Annotated in this window: 16 protein-coding genes; 11 read left to right on the forward strand and 5 right to left on the reverse strand. The window is 43.5% G+C overall.

The window, feature by feature from the left end:
* Positions 1–149 precede the first annotated feature (149 nt).
* Both H8K33_RS09580 and H8K33_RS09585 read left to right on the forward strand, forming a co-directional pair.
* A complete protein-coding gene (locus H8K33_RS09580) occupies positions 150–917 on the forward strand; it encodes a GNAT family N-acetyltransferase (protein ID WP_186890794.1) in 768 nt (255 codons plus the stop codon).
* A 29-nt stretch (positions 918–946) separates the two neighbouring features.
* Positions 947–1,780, forward strand: coding sequence for a UDP-2,3-diacylglucosamine diphosphatase (locus H8K33_RS09585; protein WP_246443472.1), 834 nt, complete (start codon positions 947–949; stop codon positions 1,778–1,780).
* Positions 1,781–1,842: 62 nt separating this feature from the next.
* Here the strand turns inward: H8K33_RS09585 and H8K33_RS09590 are convergent, their stop codons facing one another.
* Together H8K33_RS09590 and ppk1 are read right to left on the reverse strand one after the other, a co-directional pair.
* On the reverse strand, positions 1,843–2,322 hold the full coding sequence (locus H8K33_RS09590) for a SixA phosphatase family protein (protein ID WP_186890796.1): 480 nt from the start codon (positions 2,320–2,322) through the stop codon (positions 1,843–1,845).
* A gap of 40 nt (positions 2,323–2,362) precedes the next feature.
* The gene (gene ppk1, locus H8K33_RS09595; protein ID WP_186890992.1) at positions 2,363–4,447 is read right to left on the reverse strand and encodes a polyphosphate kinase 1; all 2,085 of its coding nucleotides are present in this window, start codon (positions 4,445–4,447) and stop codon (positions 2,363–2,365) included.
* 413 nt (positions 4,448–4,860) lie between these two features.
* Between ppk1 and pstS the strand changes: the two genes are divergently transcribed.
* The 8 genes from pstS (at position 4,861) to H8K33_RS09635 (ending at position 12,594) form a co-directional block, all read left to right on the forward strand.
* Positions 4,861–5,904, forward strand: a complete 1,044-nt coding sequence (gene pstS / locus H8K33_RS09600; protein ID WP_186890797.1) for a phosphate ABC transporter substrate-binding protein PstS — start codon at positions 4,861–4,863, stop codon at positions 5,902–5,904.
* A gap of 153 nt (positions 5,905–6,057) precedes the next feature.
* Complete coding sequence (pstC, locus tag H8K33_RS09605; protein WP_186890798.1) at positions 6,058–7,035, forward strand: phosphate ABC transporter permease subunit PstC; 978 nt, start codon at positions 6,058–6,060, stop codon at positions 7,033–7,035.
* Positions 7,032–7,892, forward strand: coding sequence for a phosphate ABC transporter permease PstA (pstA, locus tag H8K33_RS09610; RefSeq protein ID WP_186890799.1), 861 nt, complete (start codon positions 7,032–7,034; stop codon positions 7,890–7,892). The genes pstC and pstA overlap by 4 nt, the downstream gene beginning before the upstream one ends.
* Positions 7,893–7,908: 16 nt before the next feature.
* On the forward strand, positions 7,909–8,694 hold the full coding sequence (gene pstB, locus H8K33_RS09615) for a phosphate ABC transporter ATP-binding protein PstB (RefSeq protein WP_186890800.1): 786 nt from the start codon (positions 7,909–7,911) through the stop codon (positions 8,692–8,694).
* 56 nt (positions 8,695–8,750) lie between these two features.
* Complete coding sequence (gene phoU, locus H8K33_RS09620; protein WP_186890801.1) at positions 8,751–9,485, forward strand: phosphate signaling complex protein PhoU; 735 nt, start codon at positions 8,751–8,753, stop codon at positions 9,483–9,485.
* 134 nt (positions 9,486–9,619) lie between these two features.
* On the forward strand, positions 9,620–10,309 hold the full coding sequence (phoB, locus tag H8K33_RS09625) for a phosphate regulon transcriptional regulator PhoB (RefSeq protein ID WP_186890802.1): 690 nt from the start codon (positions 9,620–9,622) through the stop codon (positions 10,307–10,309).
* Positions 10,310–10,396: 87 nt separating this feature from the next.
* On the forward strand, positions 10,397–11,695 hold the full coding sequence (gene phoR / locus H8K33_RS09630) for a phosphate regulon sensor histidine kinase PhoR (protein ID WP_186890803.1): 1,299 nt from the start codon (positions 10,397–10,399) through the stop codon (positions 11,693–11,695).
* 200 nt (positions 11,696–11,895) lie between these two features.
* Entirely contained in the window at positions 11,896–12,594 is a 699-nt protein-coding gene (locus H8K33_RS09635) for a response regulator (RefSeq protein ID WP_246443473.1), read from the forward strand.
* 23 nt (positions 12,595–12,617) lie between these two features.
* On the opposite strand, the gene H8K33_RS09640 is transcribed toward H8K33_RS09635, so the two are convergent.
* From H8K33_RS09640 to H8K33_RS09650, 3 genes are all read right to left on the reverse strand, one after another.
* Positions 12,618–13,373: a hypothetical protein gene (locus H8K33_RS09640; protein WP_186890804.1), complete on the reverse strand. Its 756-nt coding sequence runs from the start codon at positions 13,371–13,373 to the stop codon at positions 12,618–12,620.
* A 51-nt stretch (positions 13,374–13,424) separates the two neighbouring features.
* On the reverse strand, positions 13,425–14,285 hold the full coding sequence (locus H8K33_RS09645) for a MipA/OmpV family protein (RefSeq protein WP_186890805.1): 861 nt from the start codon (positions 14,283–14,285) through the stop codon (positions 13,425–13,427).
* 120 nt (positions 14,286–14,405) lie between these two features.
* A complete protein-coding gene (locus H8K33_RS09650) occupies positions 14,406–15,611 on the reverse strand; it encodes a protease complex subunit PrcB family protein (RefSeq protein WP_186890806.1) in 1,206 nt (401 codons plus the stop codon).
* Positions 15,612–15,899: 288 nt separating this feature from the next.
* Between H8K33_RS09650 and H8K33_RS09655 the strand changes: the two genes are divergently transcribed.
* Entirely contained in the window at positions 15,900–17,219 is a 1,320-nt protein-coding gene (locus tag H8K33_RS09655) for an ATP-binding protein (protein ID WP_186890807.1), read from the forward strand.
* Positions 17,220–17,273 lie beyond the last annotated feature (54 nt).

Genomic DNA, 17,273 nt, shown 5'->3' on the forward strand with positions numbered 1-17,273 from the left:
TTCATGACTGGCGCATGAACCTGATGAAGCAGGTCAGCTTTGTTGTACTTTTACATTGTCACAAAACGGACATGTAATTGTCACAGTCTTGAAGTATTCGCTCTTTATTCTGCACGCTAAATGCTGATTTGAATAAAGGAGACCAGCGCATGAGAGTGTTGACGATACCGGGCGATGCCAGTCCAAATTTTTCCAAACTAAGTCTCAGTCTTGCCAGTACCAAAAAGGAAGTCAAAGAAGTCCAGCGTTTGCGCTATAAAGTTTTTATTGAGGCGATGGGCTTAACGGCTTTGGCCAACGATGATTGCTTAGACAAAGATGAATTCGACGAATATTGCGATCATCTAATTGTGCGCGATACTAAATCTTTGAAAGTGGTTGGCACGTATCGCATTTTGAGTCCGAATGCAGCACGTCAAATCGGACGCTATTATTCTGAAGGTGAATTTGATTTGTCTCGCCTGCAAAATATTCGCGGCAGCATTGCAGAAGCAGGGCGCGCATGTATTCACCCTGACTATCGCAGTGGTGCGGTGATCATGTTGCTGTGGGCCGGCTTAGCCGCATATATGCGTAAGGAACGTTGCGAGTTTTTGATTGGCTGCGCCAGTATTAGTCTTGCTGATGGCGGCCATAATGCTGCAGCAATTTATCGTGGTTTCAACGAGGAAGCGTTCGCTCCTTTAGATTATCGTGTAACGCCGCATCTGCCTTTTCCTTTAGATAGTATGGATGATGGACACGAGGCGCGTATTCCGCCGCTGTTGAAAGGCTATTTGCGCGCGGGAGCCTGGATTTGTGGCGAACCGGCGTGGGATCCTGATTTCCATAGCGCAGATTTGTTTGTGATGCTGCCGCTAGCCAACTTAGATAATCGTTACGCCAAGCATTACGGCACTGAGGATATCGCCAAATGATGCCAGCAGATCAGTTCCTCGAGAAGAAAATGCAAAAGCTTTTAAAGCATCCAAAATTGCCTAAATCGCCTAAAAAAAATATTAAACATTTTCGAACTATCTGGATTTCTGATCTGCATCTTGGAACTCCCGGATGCCAGGCCAAACGTTTGCTCGAGTTTTTGAAAGCAACCGAATCTGAAACTTTATATCTGGTCGGTGACATCATCGACGGCTGGCAGTTAAAGCGACGTTGGTACTGGGATCAAACCCATAACAATATCGTGCAAACTGTGTTGAAAAAAGCCAAGAAGGGAACGAATGTGATTTTTGTTCCCGGCAATCACGACGAAGCTGCACGTCAATTCATTGAGCTCGACTTTGGTGGCATACAAGTACGTGATGAATTAGTGCATACGACAGCGGATGGTAAGCGCATGTTGGTGTTGCATGGTGATCGCTTTGACGGCGTGATTGCTTGTGCTAAGTGGTTAGCTTATTTAGGTGACAGCATGTACACCGTGATTTTGAAAGTCAATCAAGTCTTTAATCAGTGGCGCGCCCGCGCAGGTTTACCCTATTGGTCGCTATCGCAATATTTGAAATCAAAGGTCAAAAATGCTGTAAGTTATATCACCAAATTTGAAGATGCATTAGCGGACGAAGCGCGTAAGCGTGGTCTTGATGGTGTGATTTGCGGCCATATCCACAAGCCTGAAATTCGTCATATTGATGGCATCATTTATTGCAATGATGGTGATTGGGTGGAGAGTTTATCGGCCTTAATTGAGGAGGCTGACGGAGAGCTTCGATTAGTTACTTGGCATGATGTCGTACATCAAGAACAAAATACAGAGCTGCATCAAGTCGCTTTGCCAGCATGAATGGAAAATGTTGTTGGGCGTAAAACATTGATTGCAAGTTGCCCCTGAAACTTTGCTTTCTTTTATTTGATGATCAAGTCTGGTGACATGATCGCTTTCAAATAAGTCCTCAAACCTTCACCATCACGTTCCTTTTGTGTGATCCACCAGACATTGCCTTTACGCACAGCGCATTCATTTTGTTGTGGCGTAATTAATTGTGCGGCGACTTCTCCTAGACTGGGTTGATGTCCAATCAAGAGTACAGATTCGCGTGAATCTGGCCAATTTGCCGCTTTCAGTAAATCGTTCGCACTTGCCTCAGTTCCAATTTCTGGCGCAATTTTGAATTTACGATTCAGTTTAGAAAGGGCGGCCATGGTTTCTCGGGTGCGAATTGCAGGGCTGACTAAAATTCTGCAATTGTCAGGCAAAACACTATCTAGCCAGTAAGCCATTTTCTGCGCTTGTTTTTGACCTTTAGGCGTAAGGCGGCGCAAAGCATCGGCTAGTTCTTCACTACCTGGTTCAGCTTCAGCATGACGCCAGAGAATTAAGTCCATCTCTTTTCCTTCAGTTTCTTTTTGTTGCCTTAGCGTGTCCTCATTCATCTTCGGATTCTGGTGAACCCAAAGTCTGCATCAGGTATTGTTGTGCGCTAAACGGTTTTTGCTTGCCGCGCACTTTTTTACGCTCATAACTGCCATCGGAGGCCAGTACCCAAGAATTTTGATTGTCTTTTAAATAGGGATCTAAGCCCTCAGTGATGATGCGTTTTTTGAGATTTTTTTCTAAGACTGGGAACGCCACTTCGATGCGACGGAACAGATTGCGACTCATCCAGTCCGCGCTCGCAAGATAAACATCGTGTTCCAGATCATTACGGAAGTAATAGATACGTGAATGCTCTAAAAAACGTCCGATGATAGAGCGCACAGTAATATTCTCAGACAGGCCAGGCACACCAGGACGCAAGGTGCAAGCACCGCGTACGATCAGATCAATTTTAACGCCATCAGCAGAAGCTGCATATAAAGCACGGATCACCGACTCATCAACCAAGGCATTCATCTTGGCAATGATGCGACCAGGACGACCTTCCCGCGCAATGCGGGCTTCATTGCGAATGGCTTTGATGATCTTTGGTTGTAAGAAAAATGGTGCTAACCACAGGTGCTCAAGTTTCTTCGGTTTGGTTAAGCCAGTGAGATGAATAAAAACTTCATTCACTTCCGCTGCTTTTTTCGGATGCGCGGTCAATAAACCAAAGTCGGTGTAAAAGCGTGTGGTTGATGGATGATAATTGCCAGTACCTAAGTGCGCATAGTGACGAAGACCGCCACCTTCTTCACGTCGAATCACCAAAGCCAATTTGGCGTGGGTTTTTAAACCAACCACGCCGTACACAACTTGCGCCCCCGCTCTTTGTAAGCGATCAGCCCAATTGATATTGGCTTCTTCATCAAAGCGCGCCATCAATTCCACCACCACCGTGACTTCCTTACCCATGCGAGCGGCAGTGATTAAGGATTCCATTAAATCAGAATTCATACCCGTGCGATAAATCGTCTGCTTAATCGCCAGCACGTTAGGATCGAGTGAAGCCGTGCGGATAAAATCGATGACCGTTTGGAAGGGCTGAAATGGATGGTGCAATAAAATATCTTGTTTGTTTAAGACATCGAAAATATTTTTTTGCGCCAGTTTGGTATCCGGCTTAGCAGAAAAAGCAGGGAAGCGCAGATTGGCCTGATTCACATGATCGATTAATTCTGACAGTCGCACCATGTTGACCGGACCATCGACGGCATACAGACGATCTTTACTGAGCGAAAATTGTTCGAGTAAGAATTGTGACAAAGCTTCTGGGCAGTTTTTTGCAACTTCCAGCCGCACGGCCATACCAAATTGACGACCTTGTAATTCGCCTTGTAAGGCTTGGCGCAAATTTTTTACTTCATCTTCATCTACCCACAAATCGCTATCGCGGGTAACACGAAATTGTGAATAGGCGAGCACTTCACGATCATTAAACAAATCACCAATGTGCGCGTGGATGACTGAAGAGAGTAAGCAGAAGGCTTGACCTTTTTCGGTGAGCTCATCGGGAATCTTAATAACTCGTGGTAACACCCGTGGCGCTTTCACAATCGCGATGGCGGTACCTCGCCCAAAGGCGTCTTTGCCAGCCAGTGAAACAATAAAGTTCAGACTTTTGTTGACGACTTGTGGAAACGGATGCGCTGGATCTAAGCCTATCGGTGTTAATAAGGGGCGTACTTCGCGGTCGAAATAGGATTTAACCCAAGCGCGTTGGGCTTCGGTTCTTTCGGTGTGGCGTAATAAATGTATGCCTTTGCGTGATAGCGCTGGCAAGATATCTTGATTTAAGACTTCATATTGCCGGATTTCCAGCGCATGGCATTCTTTGTCTATGCGTCCCATCATGCTAGTGAATGCGGCGTGTTGGGCAAGCTGACCATCGATGGTATTTTGCGCCAACAAGCTCGCTACTCTAACTTCAAAGAACTCATCCAAATTACTACCAACAATACACAAATACTTTAGACGCTCTAACAAAGGAATACTTTTGTCTTCTGCTTGCGCCAATACACGCCAATTAAAAGCGATCTGTGAGGTTTCTCTGTCTAAATAAATGGCGGAACGTGATAATCCCCAAGCTGCCATTAATGCTGATTCACTATCACTTGTCGCTTTATGGCTCACGGTACCGCCTGTTGGAATAGAGGAACTTGCATTAACCTCGATTGCTTCTGTCGTGTCAATGACATTATTTGTGACATCAGGATTCATCATTGCGATTTTGATTTTGATCTAATGGTAAAGACGGTGTTTGGCACGGGGGCGTACTAAACTTTGCAAAGATTGTAGTTATCTATTGTGACAAGTTTGTGACAGAATTATTTCATTAAATCAAATATTTCATAGATCAATAAAGTCTGTCATATTCTTGTAATAATGGGCTAGTAAAGTTCGCCTCATGTTATTTCAGTGCACAAGCAACATGCTTAATTCTTGAAGTTACATATCGGTTTATAGATAGATTTATAGATTTGTTTTCCCAATTACATGAGGTCAATATGCAATTTAATCGTATTGTTAAGTCTTTAGTCATGGCGGCTGGTGCTGCATTGGCTTTTTCGTCTGTGCACGCTGCTGAAGTCACTGGCGCTGGCGCGACTTTCCCTTACCCAATCTATGCTAAGTGGGCAGATGCTTACAAAAAAGCAACGGGAAATACTATTAATTATCAATCCATCGGTTCTGGTGGCGGTATTAAACAGATCAAGGCTAAGACAGTTGACTTCGGCGCGACAGATATGCCGTTGAAGATAGAAGACTTAAACGCAGACGGCATGATGCAGTTCCCTGCGGTTATCGGTGGTGTGGTACCAGTGATTAATTTGGAAGGTATCGCTCCAGGTCAATTGAAGATGACTGGTGAAGTGTTGGCGAAGATTTATATGGGTACGGTCACTAAATGGAATGCTGCAGAAATCGCTGCGATTAATCCAGGTGTGAAATTGCCAGCAGAAGACATTACTGTTGTGCACCGTTCTGATGGTTCTGGTACGACATTTATCTGGACTGACTATTTGTCTAAAGTAAGCCCAGAATTTAAATCCACAGTTAGTTCTGGCACTGCGGTTAAGTGGCCAGTAGGCTTGGGCGGTAAAGGTAATGAAGGCGTTGCCGCAAACGTACAACGTATCAAGGGTTCTATCGGTTATGTTGAGTATGCTTATGTTAAGCGTAACAAAATGATCCATACACAAGTGAAAAATCTGGATGGTCAATTTGTACAGCCAGATGATGCGAACTTTAAAGCAGCTGCTTCTGGTGCTGATTGGGCGAAAACACCAGGTATGGGTGTGATCTTGACGAATCAAGCTGGTAAAGCAACTTGGCCTATCAGTGGTGCAACTTTCATCTTGTTACATAAAGTGCCAGCGAATGCAGCGAACACACAAGAAGTTGTTAAGTTCTTTGACTGGGCGTTTGCAAATGGTTCTGTAATGGCAACTGAATTGGAATATGTTCCATTGCCAGCGGATGTCGTTAAATTGATTCAAGCGAGCTGGAAAGCAAGTTTGAAAGATGCATCTGGTAAGGCTTTGTATTAATCAGTTTGTGTTGATTATTGTGAAGTAAATGACGTCAAACATCCCGACTCTTGGTTGGGATGTTTGCATATAAAAAGTAAAAAAATATCTACTCCAGCTTAGAACTCTTCATCTTCGTTAGTCAGGGATGAAATACAGGAAGATAGTCAAGTGATGACAAGCACTCAAACAACTCAAACAATTGCGCATAGTTCGACTATGCGAAAACAGAAATTGCAAGATTTTCTGTTTCATAAATTGACCTTTAGCTTTGCGCTGATGGTTTTATTAGTCTTGGTCGGTATCGTTGTATCTTTGTTTTACGGCGCATTGCCGGCGATGAAAGAATTCGGATTCGCCTTTATTACCACAGTAGAGTGGGATCCAATCAATGATAAATACGGTGGCATGATTGCTATCGTCGGTACCTTAGTAACTTCAGGTATTGCATTATTAATCGCTTTTCCTATTAGCTTCGGCATCGCATTGTTTTTGACTGAGATTTGCCCAGTTTGGCTGAAGCGCCCGCTCGGTACAGCTGTGGAATTGTTGGCAGGTGTTCCTAGTATTATTTATGGCATGTGGGGGCTATTTATTTTTGCGCCATTTTTTAGTGCATGGGGCCAACCGCTTCTGGCTAGTACTCTGGGTAAGTTGCCCGTAGTGGGCGTGCTTTTTTCTGGCTCAATGATCGGTATTGGTGTGTTAACCGCAGGCATCATTCTCGGAATTATGATTATTCCTTTCATCGCTTCTGTGATGCGTGATGTGTTCGAAATTGTCCCGCCTGTGTTGAAAGAGTCTGCTTATGGATTAGGTTGCACTCGTTGGGAAGTGGTGCGCAAAATTGTTTTGCCTTACACCAAAGCAGGCGTTATTGGTGGTGTGATGTTGGGCTTAGGGCGTGCCCTTGGTGAGACGATGGCAATTACCTTTGTCATTGGTAATGCGCATAAATTACATTGGTCACTTTTCGCAGGCGGAAATAGTATTGCCTCTAGCTTAGCGAATGAATTTGCAGAAGCCGAATCTGAGTTGCATGTCGCCTCATTATTCTTATTAGGCTTAATCTTATTTGTCATTACATTTGTGGTGTTGGCATCTGCAAAATTGCTGTTACTTGGCATGAAAAGAAAAGAAGGTGTGAAATGACCCAAGCTGCTGTGAATTCTGTTTATAAGTCGCGTTTGCGCAAACATAAAATTGGTATTTTCTTCTCGACCGCTGCGATGGCATTGGGTGTGTTTTTCTTGATGTGGATTCTGCTGACTTTGGTCACAAAAGGTTTAGGCTCATTGAGTTGGGAAGCAATTACAACGGCAACGCCTGCACCAGGTGAGGAAGGTGGTGGTTTAGCGAACGCCTTACTGGGTAGTTTAATGATGGTGGGTTTCGCGACCTTGATCAGTACGCCGATCGGCATACTTGCAGGTATCTATTTGGCAGAATATGGTGAGAAAAATTGGTTCAGTGATTTGACCCGTTTCGTCACGGACATTATGTTGTCTGCACCTTCTGTGGTGATTGGTTTATTTGTATATGCAATCTATGTCGCTCACATTAAACACTTCTCCGGTTGGGCAGGTACATTAGCAATTTCTTTGATTGCGATACCGGTGGTGGTGCGTACTACTGACAATATGTTGGCATTAGTGCCGACAAGCTTGCGTGAAGCGGCATTTGCACTCGGCGCTCCACGTTGGAAAGTCGCTTTATTCATTCGTGTGAAGGCAGTGAAAGCAGGTATTTTGACTGGTGTATTGCTGGCCGTGGCACGTATTTCTGGTGAAACAGCACCTCTGCTTTTTACTGCCTTGAACAATCAATTTATTAATACGGACATGAATAAGCCGATGGCTAATTTACCAGTGGTCATCTATCAGTTCGCTATGAGCCCTTACGATAATTGGCGCGGCCTTGCATGGACGGGTGCCTTGCTGGTGACCTTTAGTGTCTTAGCGTTGAATATTCTGTCACGTACTGTATTCGCACAAAAAGTGCATAAATAATTTAGAGCTGAACATCATGATTCCAAATACAAAACCTGTAGTAGAGCAAAAAGCTTGCATAGAAACGAAGAATTTGAATTTCTATTATGGAAGTAATCGTAGTCTGCAAGATGTGAATTTGAAAGTTTATGATAAAAAAGTGACTGCGTTTATCGGCCCTTCTGGCTGTGGTAAATCGACTTTGTTACGTACTTTTAATCGTATGTATGACTTGTACCCAGGTCAAAAGGCTGTTGGTGAAATTATTTATAACGGTCAAAACATTTTGTTGCCAGGTCAAGATATCAATATGTTGCGCGCCAAAGTTGGTATGGTCTTTCAAAAGCCAACACCGTTCCCGATGTCAGTCTATGACAACATCGCGTTTGGTGTTCGCTTGTACGAAAATCTGTCTAAAGGCGAGATGGATGAACGTGTCGAATGGTCATTGAAAAAAGCCGCTTTGTGGAACGAAGTAAAAGACAAATTGAGTAGCAGCGGTTTAAGTTTGTCTGGTGGTCAGCAGCAGCGTTTGTGTATCGCACGTGGTGTTGCGGTTAAGCCAGAAGTATTGCTGCTGGATGAACCAACTTCCGCGCTTGATCCCATCTCGACAGTGAAGATTGAAGAGTTGATTAATGAGCTGAAAGAAGACTACACCATCGCTATCGTGACGCACAATATGCAACAAGCGGCACGTTGTTCCGATTACACCGCCTATATGTATTTGGGCGAGTTGGTCGAATTTGGTGAGACAGATAATATCTTTATGAACCCAGTGCGCAAAGAAACCCAAGATTACATTACCGGGCGTTTTGGCTAATTGTAGCGAACACTTTGCAGATACCATTGACGATCAATCAGAATTCAGGAGCTACTATGACAGGCGAACATTCATCGAGTCAGTACAATCACGATTTAGAAGCAATCCGTTCCCAAGTGTTATTAATGGGCGGTTTAGTTGAAAATCATTTTCAGGATGCGATGTCTTGCTATCGCACCGGCAATAGCGAACACGCAGCAGCGGTTGTTAAATCGGACGAAGAAGTCAATCGTTTAGAAGTGATGCTGGACGATATGTGTAGTCACTTAATCGTCAAACGTCAACCAGCGGCTAACGATTTACGCACTGTGATGGCAACCGGTAAAGTGATTACCGACTTGGAACGCATTGGCGATGAATCAACAAAAATTGCGCGCATTGCGCAAGAGATGATGAATAAAAATCGTAGTAATGCAATGTTCAGTGGTTATGAAACTGTACGCGTTTTGGCCAATAGCGTTGGGCAGATGTTGCATCAATCTTTGGATGCATTCGCGCGTCATGACGATGCTAAAGCTGTGCAATTAATCGCATTTGATGAAATCATTGACAGCGATTTCCGCTCGATCATGCGTAATTTGATTACGTTTATGATGGAAGATCCAGGCACGATTTCTTTTGCACTTGATGCTTTATGGGTAGCAAAAGCGATTGAACGGATTGGTGACCATGCAAAAAATATTGCTGAACACACGATCTACATCGTTGAAGGACGCGATATCCGTCACTCCGACTACGTCGCCAGCAAGCAAGAGAAAAATTCGCAAGAGAAAAATTTACCTCAAGCTTAATTTAGGTTGAGGCTTATTCTCAGACTCGCATGCGGCCCAGTTTATTGGAACTCATGCGAGTGCGAGCGTTGCGAGATTCTTAGGCGCACCGCGTACAATCTCGATTAATGAAACAAATAAAATAATAAAGCCCTATGTCAGTTGATAAAACCACGATATTGATCGTAGAAGATGAGCCTGCGATTAGTGAGTTGATTAGTTTTACTTTGCGTGCAGCAGGTTGGAATACCGTCGCCGTTGGAAATACGGCAGAAGCTTGGGAATTTTTACAGCATCGCACGCCACAATTAATTTTGCTCGACTGGATGTTGCCAGATCAAAGCGGTCTGCGCCTGCTATCTAGAATCCGCTCTGATCGTAACTTCAATGAAATGCCAGTCATTATGTTGACTGCAAAAAGCATGGAAGAAGATAAGATTTCAGGTCTTGATCATGGCGCTGATGATTACATCACCAAGCCATTCTCACCGCGTGAATTGACGGCGCGTATCAAAGCGATGTTGCGTCGTAAGAGTCCAGAACACGCGCAAACCAGCTTAGTGATCGCCAATGTGCATTTAGACCCGGTCAGTTGCACAGTCAAAATTGATGATAAGAAAATTGAGATTGGACATGCAGAGTACAAGTTATTGAAATTCTTCATGGCACACCCTGAACGGGTATTCTCACGTAGTCAATTACTGGATAAAGTTTGGGGTGACCACGTAGTGATTGAAGAACGTACTGTTGACGTACATGTGCTTCGTTTACGCAAGGTTCTGAAGAATGCGGAAGGATTAATCAAAACGATCCGTAGTGTTGGTTACATGCTGTCAGAAAAGTAATCGCTATTAATTCTATAGTTTTGTTACCGCTTGTCTTATCATGACTGAGATATTCTTTCTCAGTCACTCATTTTGAATCACTCCATAATGCGCCCACATCTTGTTTTTTGGATTTCAGCCGCTGTCCGTATGACAATCATTCTGGCCTTGTCTGCCGTCGCTACTTATTTTTTTGGCGTGGTGACAGGCTTGGTATTAGCGCTATTTAGTATGATCGCTTTGATCGTCGTGCAATTGCAATACCTACTTAACTTGTCCGACTGGCTGGATAATCCAAATAGCGCGCGCTTGCCTGATGGTTGGGGGGCGTGGACAGAAATTTTTTCACGCCTATATAAGCTTCGCCGTGGCGATGAAAAGAATCAATCTGAATTGGCTGAATGGCTGGCACGTTTTCGACAAGCGATGACCTTGTTGCCAGATGGTTTGGTGATTATGGATGACGTGATGTTTTTGGAATGGTGTAATCCCATCGCTGAACATCACTTGGGCTTGGATTTGTCGCGAGATAAAGGAATGCGTGTAACGAATTTAGTTCGTACGCCTGAGTTTATTGATTATATTATTCTTGGTCGCTATGAGACACCACTCACATTATCATTGCGCGATAGAAAATTGATTGTGCATGTGATTCCTTTTGAAAATCGCCGTCAAATTTTGGTCACGCATGACATTACCGAATCAGAGCGGATTGATATGATGCGTCGCGATTTTATTGCAAATGCTTCGCATGAGTTGCGCACACCATTAACCGTAATTAATGGTTTTCTTGAGATCGCGTCTATGCAGCCAGATATGGAAGTATCCATTCGATCTTCGCATGTCAAGTTGATGATAGAGCAGGGCGAGCGTATGCAACGATTGGTGGAAGATATGCTGACCTTAAGTCGCCTTGAGTCCACGGAATTTAAAGTCCGTACAGAACATATCGATATGCATTTAATGTTGCGCCACATTTGCCAAGAAGCACAGGCTTTGTCTGCTGGCAGACATCAAATTAGCTTGGAATTCGACGGTCCCGATATCCAGGGAAGCAGTGATGAAATCCGTAGCGCGATCAGCAACTTGGTGACGAACGCGGTACGTTATACGCCAGAGCATGGCGAAATTAAGTTAATCTGGAAAAACACGCCACAAGGACCAAAGTGTGTGGTGCAAGACAATGGAATTGGCATTAGTCAAGAACACATTTCACGTTTAACCGAACGCTTTTATCGCGTCGATAAAAGTCGTTCTCGAGAGACACAAGGTACAGGTCTAGGATTGGCGATTGTGAAACATGTGCTGATTCGTCATGACGCGCAATTGATGATTGAATCCAGCGTCAATGTTGGTAGTAAGTTCTGCGTACAATTTCCAGCGCGAGCCGTAGCAATTGCTGCTTAATTTTGATGGCCTTCGTCTTCGATGGGCTTGATAATATTGGTAACTGGTTTTTTAGTTCTGCTATTGCTCAGCTAGACCAAATTCATATTAAAGCGACACTTTCTTTTCTCTCCTAATGTAGTTCTTTCAGCGACTTCTTTTCTCTCAGAGGATTGCCGTTGGCGTTTAGTCCTTATACAATGCGGTGAAGGAGAACGCCTATGTTTCGTGTCATGTTAGTTGAGGACGATGAACGCCTCGCCAGTTTAATTATCGAATATTTACAAGCCTATGAATTCGCCGTGGATTTGGTGTCACGCGGGGATTTGGCTTTGGCACATTTCCAATCGACCTCGCCAGACATGGTCGTGTTAGATTTGATGTTGCCGGGTTTAGATGGCATGGTGGTATGCCGTCAGATTCGTGAAATTAGCCGTGCGCCGATCTTAATCCTGACCGCTCGTGAAGACTCATATGATGAGGTTTCTGCACTTGAGCAAGGTGCTGATGATTTTGTCAGTAAGCCAGTACAACCAAGAATTTTGCTGGCGCGCTTGCGAGCGCTGGTTCGACGTATTCCAGGTGCCGCTAATGTCAGTAATGCTGCAGATATTGATACATTGCAATTCGGCGCATTATCGATTTCCCGTAGTGATCGTCTGGTACATTGGCGTCAGCAAGTCGTTGATCTTTCTAACACCGAGTTTAAATTATTGATGGTGTTGGTTGAATCACCCGGCAAAGTATTATCGCGTGATGATATCTTGAAGAAAATGCGAGGTATTGAATTTGATGGACTAGATCGTAGTATCGACAACTTGATTTCACGTTTGCGCCGTCGTTTCGATGATCAAAATTCTGAGAAAATTAAAACAGTATGGGGTGAGGGCTATTTGTTTTCTCCCTCTGCATGGGAGTAAGTCTCAAGAGTTGCGCTGATCGTTTATTCGATCAGCGCGATGATCGCTAAAGGGCTGGTACGTGTGTGTATCTGCCCTTTTTCTATTTTTGGACTTGTTTGGGTAAATGCAGGAACATTACCGGGGGCACCAAAGATCACATTACTGGTTTTGAAATGATGTGGGCTATCTGGCCATAAACCTGAATTTTCCGTCAAAGCCAGATTGGTACTTTGCGTTAAGTATTTAAATTCTACTGTGGCGGCTGCATCTTTTTTAGCAAACGCGAATCGCACACCAATGCAACGTTTTCCACGATACGCCGAGGGATCAATATACGCTTGATAGCCTAAAGTTTGCTCACAGGCGGCGCGAAGATCTGCTAGTTCATAAATGCCATCTGCTCTTAGATTAATACTAGTTCTAAAACGAAATCCTGCCTGTCCTTCTTTTTGATTAATGACGAGCTCTGCGTTGTCATCATAAGCGGCTTTTAATAAAGGCAGGGAAGCACGCCCGAGTGCATCAAGTGGTAAGTCAAGGTGAGTCGTTTTTCCTAGAATGTGTAATTTGAGCTGATCAATTGAAAGCGACTTATCCGTTGGTACAACTTGTAATTGGAGTTGAATGAGATTTTTTGCTTTGCTATATTTTTCAAACCAAAGCATCGTTTTATAGGCATCCCGATAGCTCATCCATTCAGCATCTTTTGTACGTATTGCTTCGCCAGCAGACTGCGCTAATGCATGGTGTGCAAAAGTCAGTGTGAGAAGAGCGAAGAGTGCGTTACGGAGTTTCACGATGTGCTAGTGTGCTTATAAGTGGTTGAGATGGAAAACTATTCTTTTAATCTAAAAACGATAAGCCAGTGCAGTTGATACATAGACGTTAGTCTTACGTTCTACTAACGGGCTCTTACTAGCGCTTCCTACTAATTGGCTTAAACTGAGCTTTGAGGTAATTAACCAAGATGCATTTAGATTCCAATTCCAAAAAGCTTCCGCGTGAATATTTTTGATACCGGCACGCGATTCAAATGGTGAATTAATGCTTCGTCCAGCTTCAACTTCGCTGACGCCAAAATAACTATCTGCATATGCTTTGTTAACTAGATTCAAGCCGACACCAACGATCAGCTGGTGATGACGAGCAATGTCTTTGAAGTGGTATCGAAGATCAGAACTCAGCCTTATTCCTTGGCGATTATTGCCAGCACCAAATACCAGCGTATTGGTATTGCACAAGTTGTTACTAACATGAAAGTTGTAAAACCCTCCCGCTAATAATCGTGTATGGATATTTTCCATACCTATTAAACGGTTACTTTGTTTGAGATATTTTTGTTCTAAGCCAGGTCCAACCACACTGGACTGACCATATGCTGGCGACTGTATCGTATTGGATGTGCCATCAGGAGTTCGGCTAGGTTCAAGCATGATGATAGGACCGAACTCATGCCCATACTGATTTGACATATGCAAGCCTGCACTCATTCCTGCCACAAAAAGTCCATTGCTCCATTGCATTTGTAAGACGGGTACTGCAACGCGTTTTGAGCTAGCAGCACCCTCATACAAAGGACGCGATAAGACACCTAAGCCCAAATACATATCATGGCTGCCATCTGGCATCAGATTTTGTGCTGGGCTTTGCGCGTATGCTGCATGGCTAAAAGTACATGCAGCGATTAGAAAGCTGGTTATTTTCTTCATCGTGAATTTTCAAAATTGCAAAAAATGATTTATACCCTTCAGCATTTTACAATTGAGAAATAATTTCAGGGTTGAATTTCAATTCTGAATCATAGAAAAATGAGATTAAGCTTTTTTTGTTTAGAATAATAAGTCCACAGGTGCCTTAACTGAGTTAAATTCCACCGGTTCATTACTCAGGTCAACTTCAACGATGTAGTAGGGCGTTGTGATCATGGTGGTGCATACATCTTGTGGACCGGGTTCGGTCTCATAATAGGTGGCGGCTAATTTGCCAGCGTTACGCCATATGCGTAAATTGGCAATTCTGTAGCAACCTGATCCACGTGTGCCGAGAAACACAGCAACTAGCATTTTTTTAGAGAAATCAACTTGTGCTTGTGATGCGTCGCTTTCACGGTTATGTGCTTGCCAAATATTGTTCCAAGTCGCCTGATCTTTTATGACCAGTGTGCGGGCATCTTGAATGCCAGAGTTAACGCCAGTGATACTCTTTTGTGGGATCACAAGAGATTTACTGACATCGATGAACTCTACAGGTAAGCTAATCTTAGGTGCTTCAACCATGTGCATAGGAGTACTTGCTGTCTGGCTCCCCGGATCGCAGTTGGCAATCGCAATTCTTTCTTCTTGAAAGTAATTAGCAATCAGTTTTTGGCCATCTGAACTCAGTTTTAAGAAGCGTGTAATGCTGCAGTTGTTTGCTGCTTTAAAGAAATTGACCAAGACCATTTTCGAGTTGAAATCGGGTGTCAATAAACTGATACCTTGTGAGAAATTGGCTGCCGTTAAGAAGTTATTCCAGCTTTGTTGGTCTTTAATCACTGTGTTTTGGGGATTGCTACCCCGATAAAGCGGTGAAGGCAATCCTTTAATTGCGATGACATTTGATGCTGAGTTAGGAATGGTCAAACTTTGCACCTGATGTCCAGTACCCAAACCAAGATCTGCTTTATCGAGATTTTGAATCATCGTTTTAAATAAACTTTCTGCTGAGCTATCAGTGCAACTAGTGCGTGGGCCAGCGATCGAATCGGCATGAGTGCAGAGTAGCGATTGTACGGTATTGCCATATAAACTTTGTGCGTAAGAAGCATCTGCGCAGCTTCCCGCTTTATCCCACAATACGTATTTTTGATCGACGATGAATAGACGATTCCTGAAATTCGCACAGCTTGCGTCTTTGACCAAATTCAAAAATTCGTTGTTCGCAATCGGTGGTGCAATTTTTGCCGAATCTTGTTGTTTAACGCTACCATCACCGCCACAGGCGCTTAGGCTGGCGATTAACGATATTGCACAGAGACGAGAAATTAAGGCAGACATACGAATTCCTTTGTACCAAATGGGTTGGATAGATGCCGATGCAGGCAGTTTTAAAATTTTTATGCTCAGTGTTCACATCTTAAAATTGATTCAAATTCAAGTCTTCCTTGAATTAAGTTTAATTTGTCGTCAATTTGTACAAAGTATGGAAATGTGCGCAAAACCAAGGAATTTCTGTAAAAACCTCGTATTTGATCTATGCATTCTTATAAAATAGTCAGCGAGGAGAAAAATTATGTGGTATTTTTGCAATAAAATTAGATTTGATCATCGTCATCGAGGCCATTCGTGAATCGTCTCTTCTTGCGATTTTTAATTCCGGTTTTACTTTCTATCGCATTCTCCACGGTGTTGGTGTATGCCGCGATTACTTGGATGTTTGGTGATCCAATTGAAAAAAATGCAGAGCGTCAGGCTGCGCCGCAGATCTTCTTGATCGAGCAATACATCGATAAGGCCGCGACGGACGAGTGGCTGGCTCGCTTAAACAAAGTAAGGGAAGTCTCCCAGGTTCATTTTGAATTGATCCCATTGGCTCAAGCGCTTGAAAAAGTAGATCGTGGTCAAATTAAGAAATTGCAAAATGGCAGAGTCGTAATTGATGCCGCAAACCGTGCATTGTTTCGACGAGTTGATTTGGACGGTGAACGATATATCGGCAGTGATGAAGATGTTTTATATGTACAGAATTTGCCGATCGATTACTGGTTTAACATTCAGCTAGAGATTGTTCGGTTTGTGATTGTTGCTTTCGTGTTGTTGATTCCAATTGCATTTTGGTCGAGAGCGCATTGGCGTGATATTCAGGCATTATCACAAGTGACAACTGCGATTGGCGAAGGCGAGTTGTCGGTACGCGCTGATACTTCAAGCAAAGCCAGTATTTATCCTTTGGCGCAACAAATTAATCAGATGGCGGGTCGCATCGAACAATTGATTAATTCTCAAAAAAATCTTTTGCATTCGGTTTCGCATGAAATCAGAACGCCAATTGCCCGTTTAGAATTTGCGCTAGAAATATTGCAAGATAGTGCAGAAATGCATTCTGAAAGAGAAAAACACCGACTCAGAATACAGGCTATGCAATCTGATTTAGGTGAACTTAACACCTTAGTTTCTGAGCTATTAAATATGGCCAAGCTTGATGCGCAGGGGCAGCTGAATAAAATTCCGCTCGATCCCAAAGAACTAATGGACAGTTGTTTGCAACATTTGCCGCCTATGCCAGACAATATAGACTTGCAGCAAGTGTTCAATGTGAATAGTGCGCAGATTCACGCAGATCAACGTTTGTTGATACGCGCAATTCAAAATTTATTGAAGAATGCGTTTAAGTATGCTGAACGGAAAATCAGATTCACCATGCTGCAGAGATCCAATGTATTTGTTATCTTGATTGAAGATGATGGTGCCGGCATTCCCGAAGCAGACAGAGAAAAGATTTTTGAACCGTTTTATCGTTTAGACCGCAGCCGCGACCGGGCTACTGGTGGATTTGGCCTCGGCTTATCGATCGTTAAGCAAATCGTGATTTTGCACGGCGGTAGCATTACTATTGCGCAGTCAGAAATTGGTGGTGCACAGTTTGAAATTCTTCTGCCAATTTAGCTAGTGTTCATCGCTGTCAACATCATTTTTATTCGCGTTATCGTTTTACTTTGT

This window comes from Affinundibacterium amnicola, from assembly GCF_014284275.1.
GTDB classification, from domain to species: Bacteria; Pseudomonadota; Gammaproteobacteria; order Burkholderiales; family Burkholderiaceae_D; genus Undibacterium; species Undibacterium amnicola.

Coding starts and splice junctions, on each gene's coding strand:
- H8K33_RS09580 (WP_186890794.1), top strand. CDS start 150: ATGAGAGTGTTGACGATACCGGGCGATGCCAGTCCAAATTTTTCCAAA.
- H8K33_RS09585 (WP_246443472.1), top strand. CDS start 947: ATGCAAAAGCTTTTAAAGCATCCAAAATTGCCTAAATCGCCTAAAAAA.
- H8K33_RS09590 (WP_186890796.1), bottom strand. CDS start 2,322: ATGGACTTAATTCTCTGGCGTCATGCTGAAGCTGAACCAGGTAGTGAA.
- ppk1 (WP_186890992.1), bottom strand. CDS start 4,447: ATGGCAGCTTGGGGATTATCACGTTCCGCCATTTATTTAGACAGAGAA.
- pstS (WP_186890797.1), top strand. CDS start 4,861: ATGCAATTTAATCGTATTGTTAAGTCTTTAGTCATGGCGGCTGGTGCT.
- pstC (WP_186890798.1), top strand. CDS start 6,058: ATGACAAGCACTCAAACAACTCAAACAATTGCGCATAGTTCGACTATG.
- pstA (WP_186890799.1), top strand. CDS start 7,032: ATGACCCAAGCTGCTGTGAATTCTGTTTATAAGTCGCGTTTGCGCAAA.
- pstB (WP_186890800.1), top strand. CDS start 7,909: ATGATTCCAAATACAAAACCTGTAGTAGAGCAAAAAGCTTGCATAGAA.
- phoU (WP_186890801.1), top strand. CDS start 8,751: ATGACAGGCGAACATTCATCGAGTCAGTACAATCACGATTTAGAAGCA.
- phoB (WP_186890802.1), top strand. CDS start 9,620: ATGTCAGTTGATAAAACCACGATATTGATCGTAGAAGATGAGCCTGCG.
- phoR (WP_186890803.1), top strand. CDS start 10,397: ATGCGCCCACATCTTGTTTTTTGGATTTCAGCCGCTGTCCGTATGACA.
- H8K33_RS09635 (WP_246443473.1), top strand. CDS start 11,896: ATGTTTCGTGTCATGTTAGTTGAGGACGATGAACGCCTCGCCAGTTTA.
- H8K33_RS09645 (WP_186890805.1), bottom strand. CDS start 14,285: ATGAAGAAAATAACCAGCTTTCTAATCGCTGCATGTACTTTTAGCCAT.
- H8K33_RS09650 (WP_186890806.1), bottom strand. CDS start 15,611: ATGTCTGCCTTAATTTCTCGTCTCTGTGCAATATCGTTAATCGCCAGC.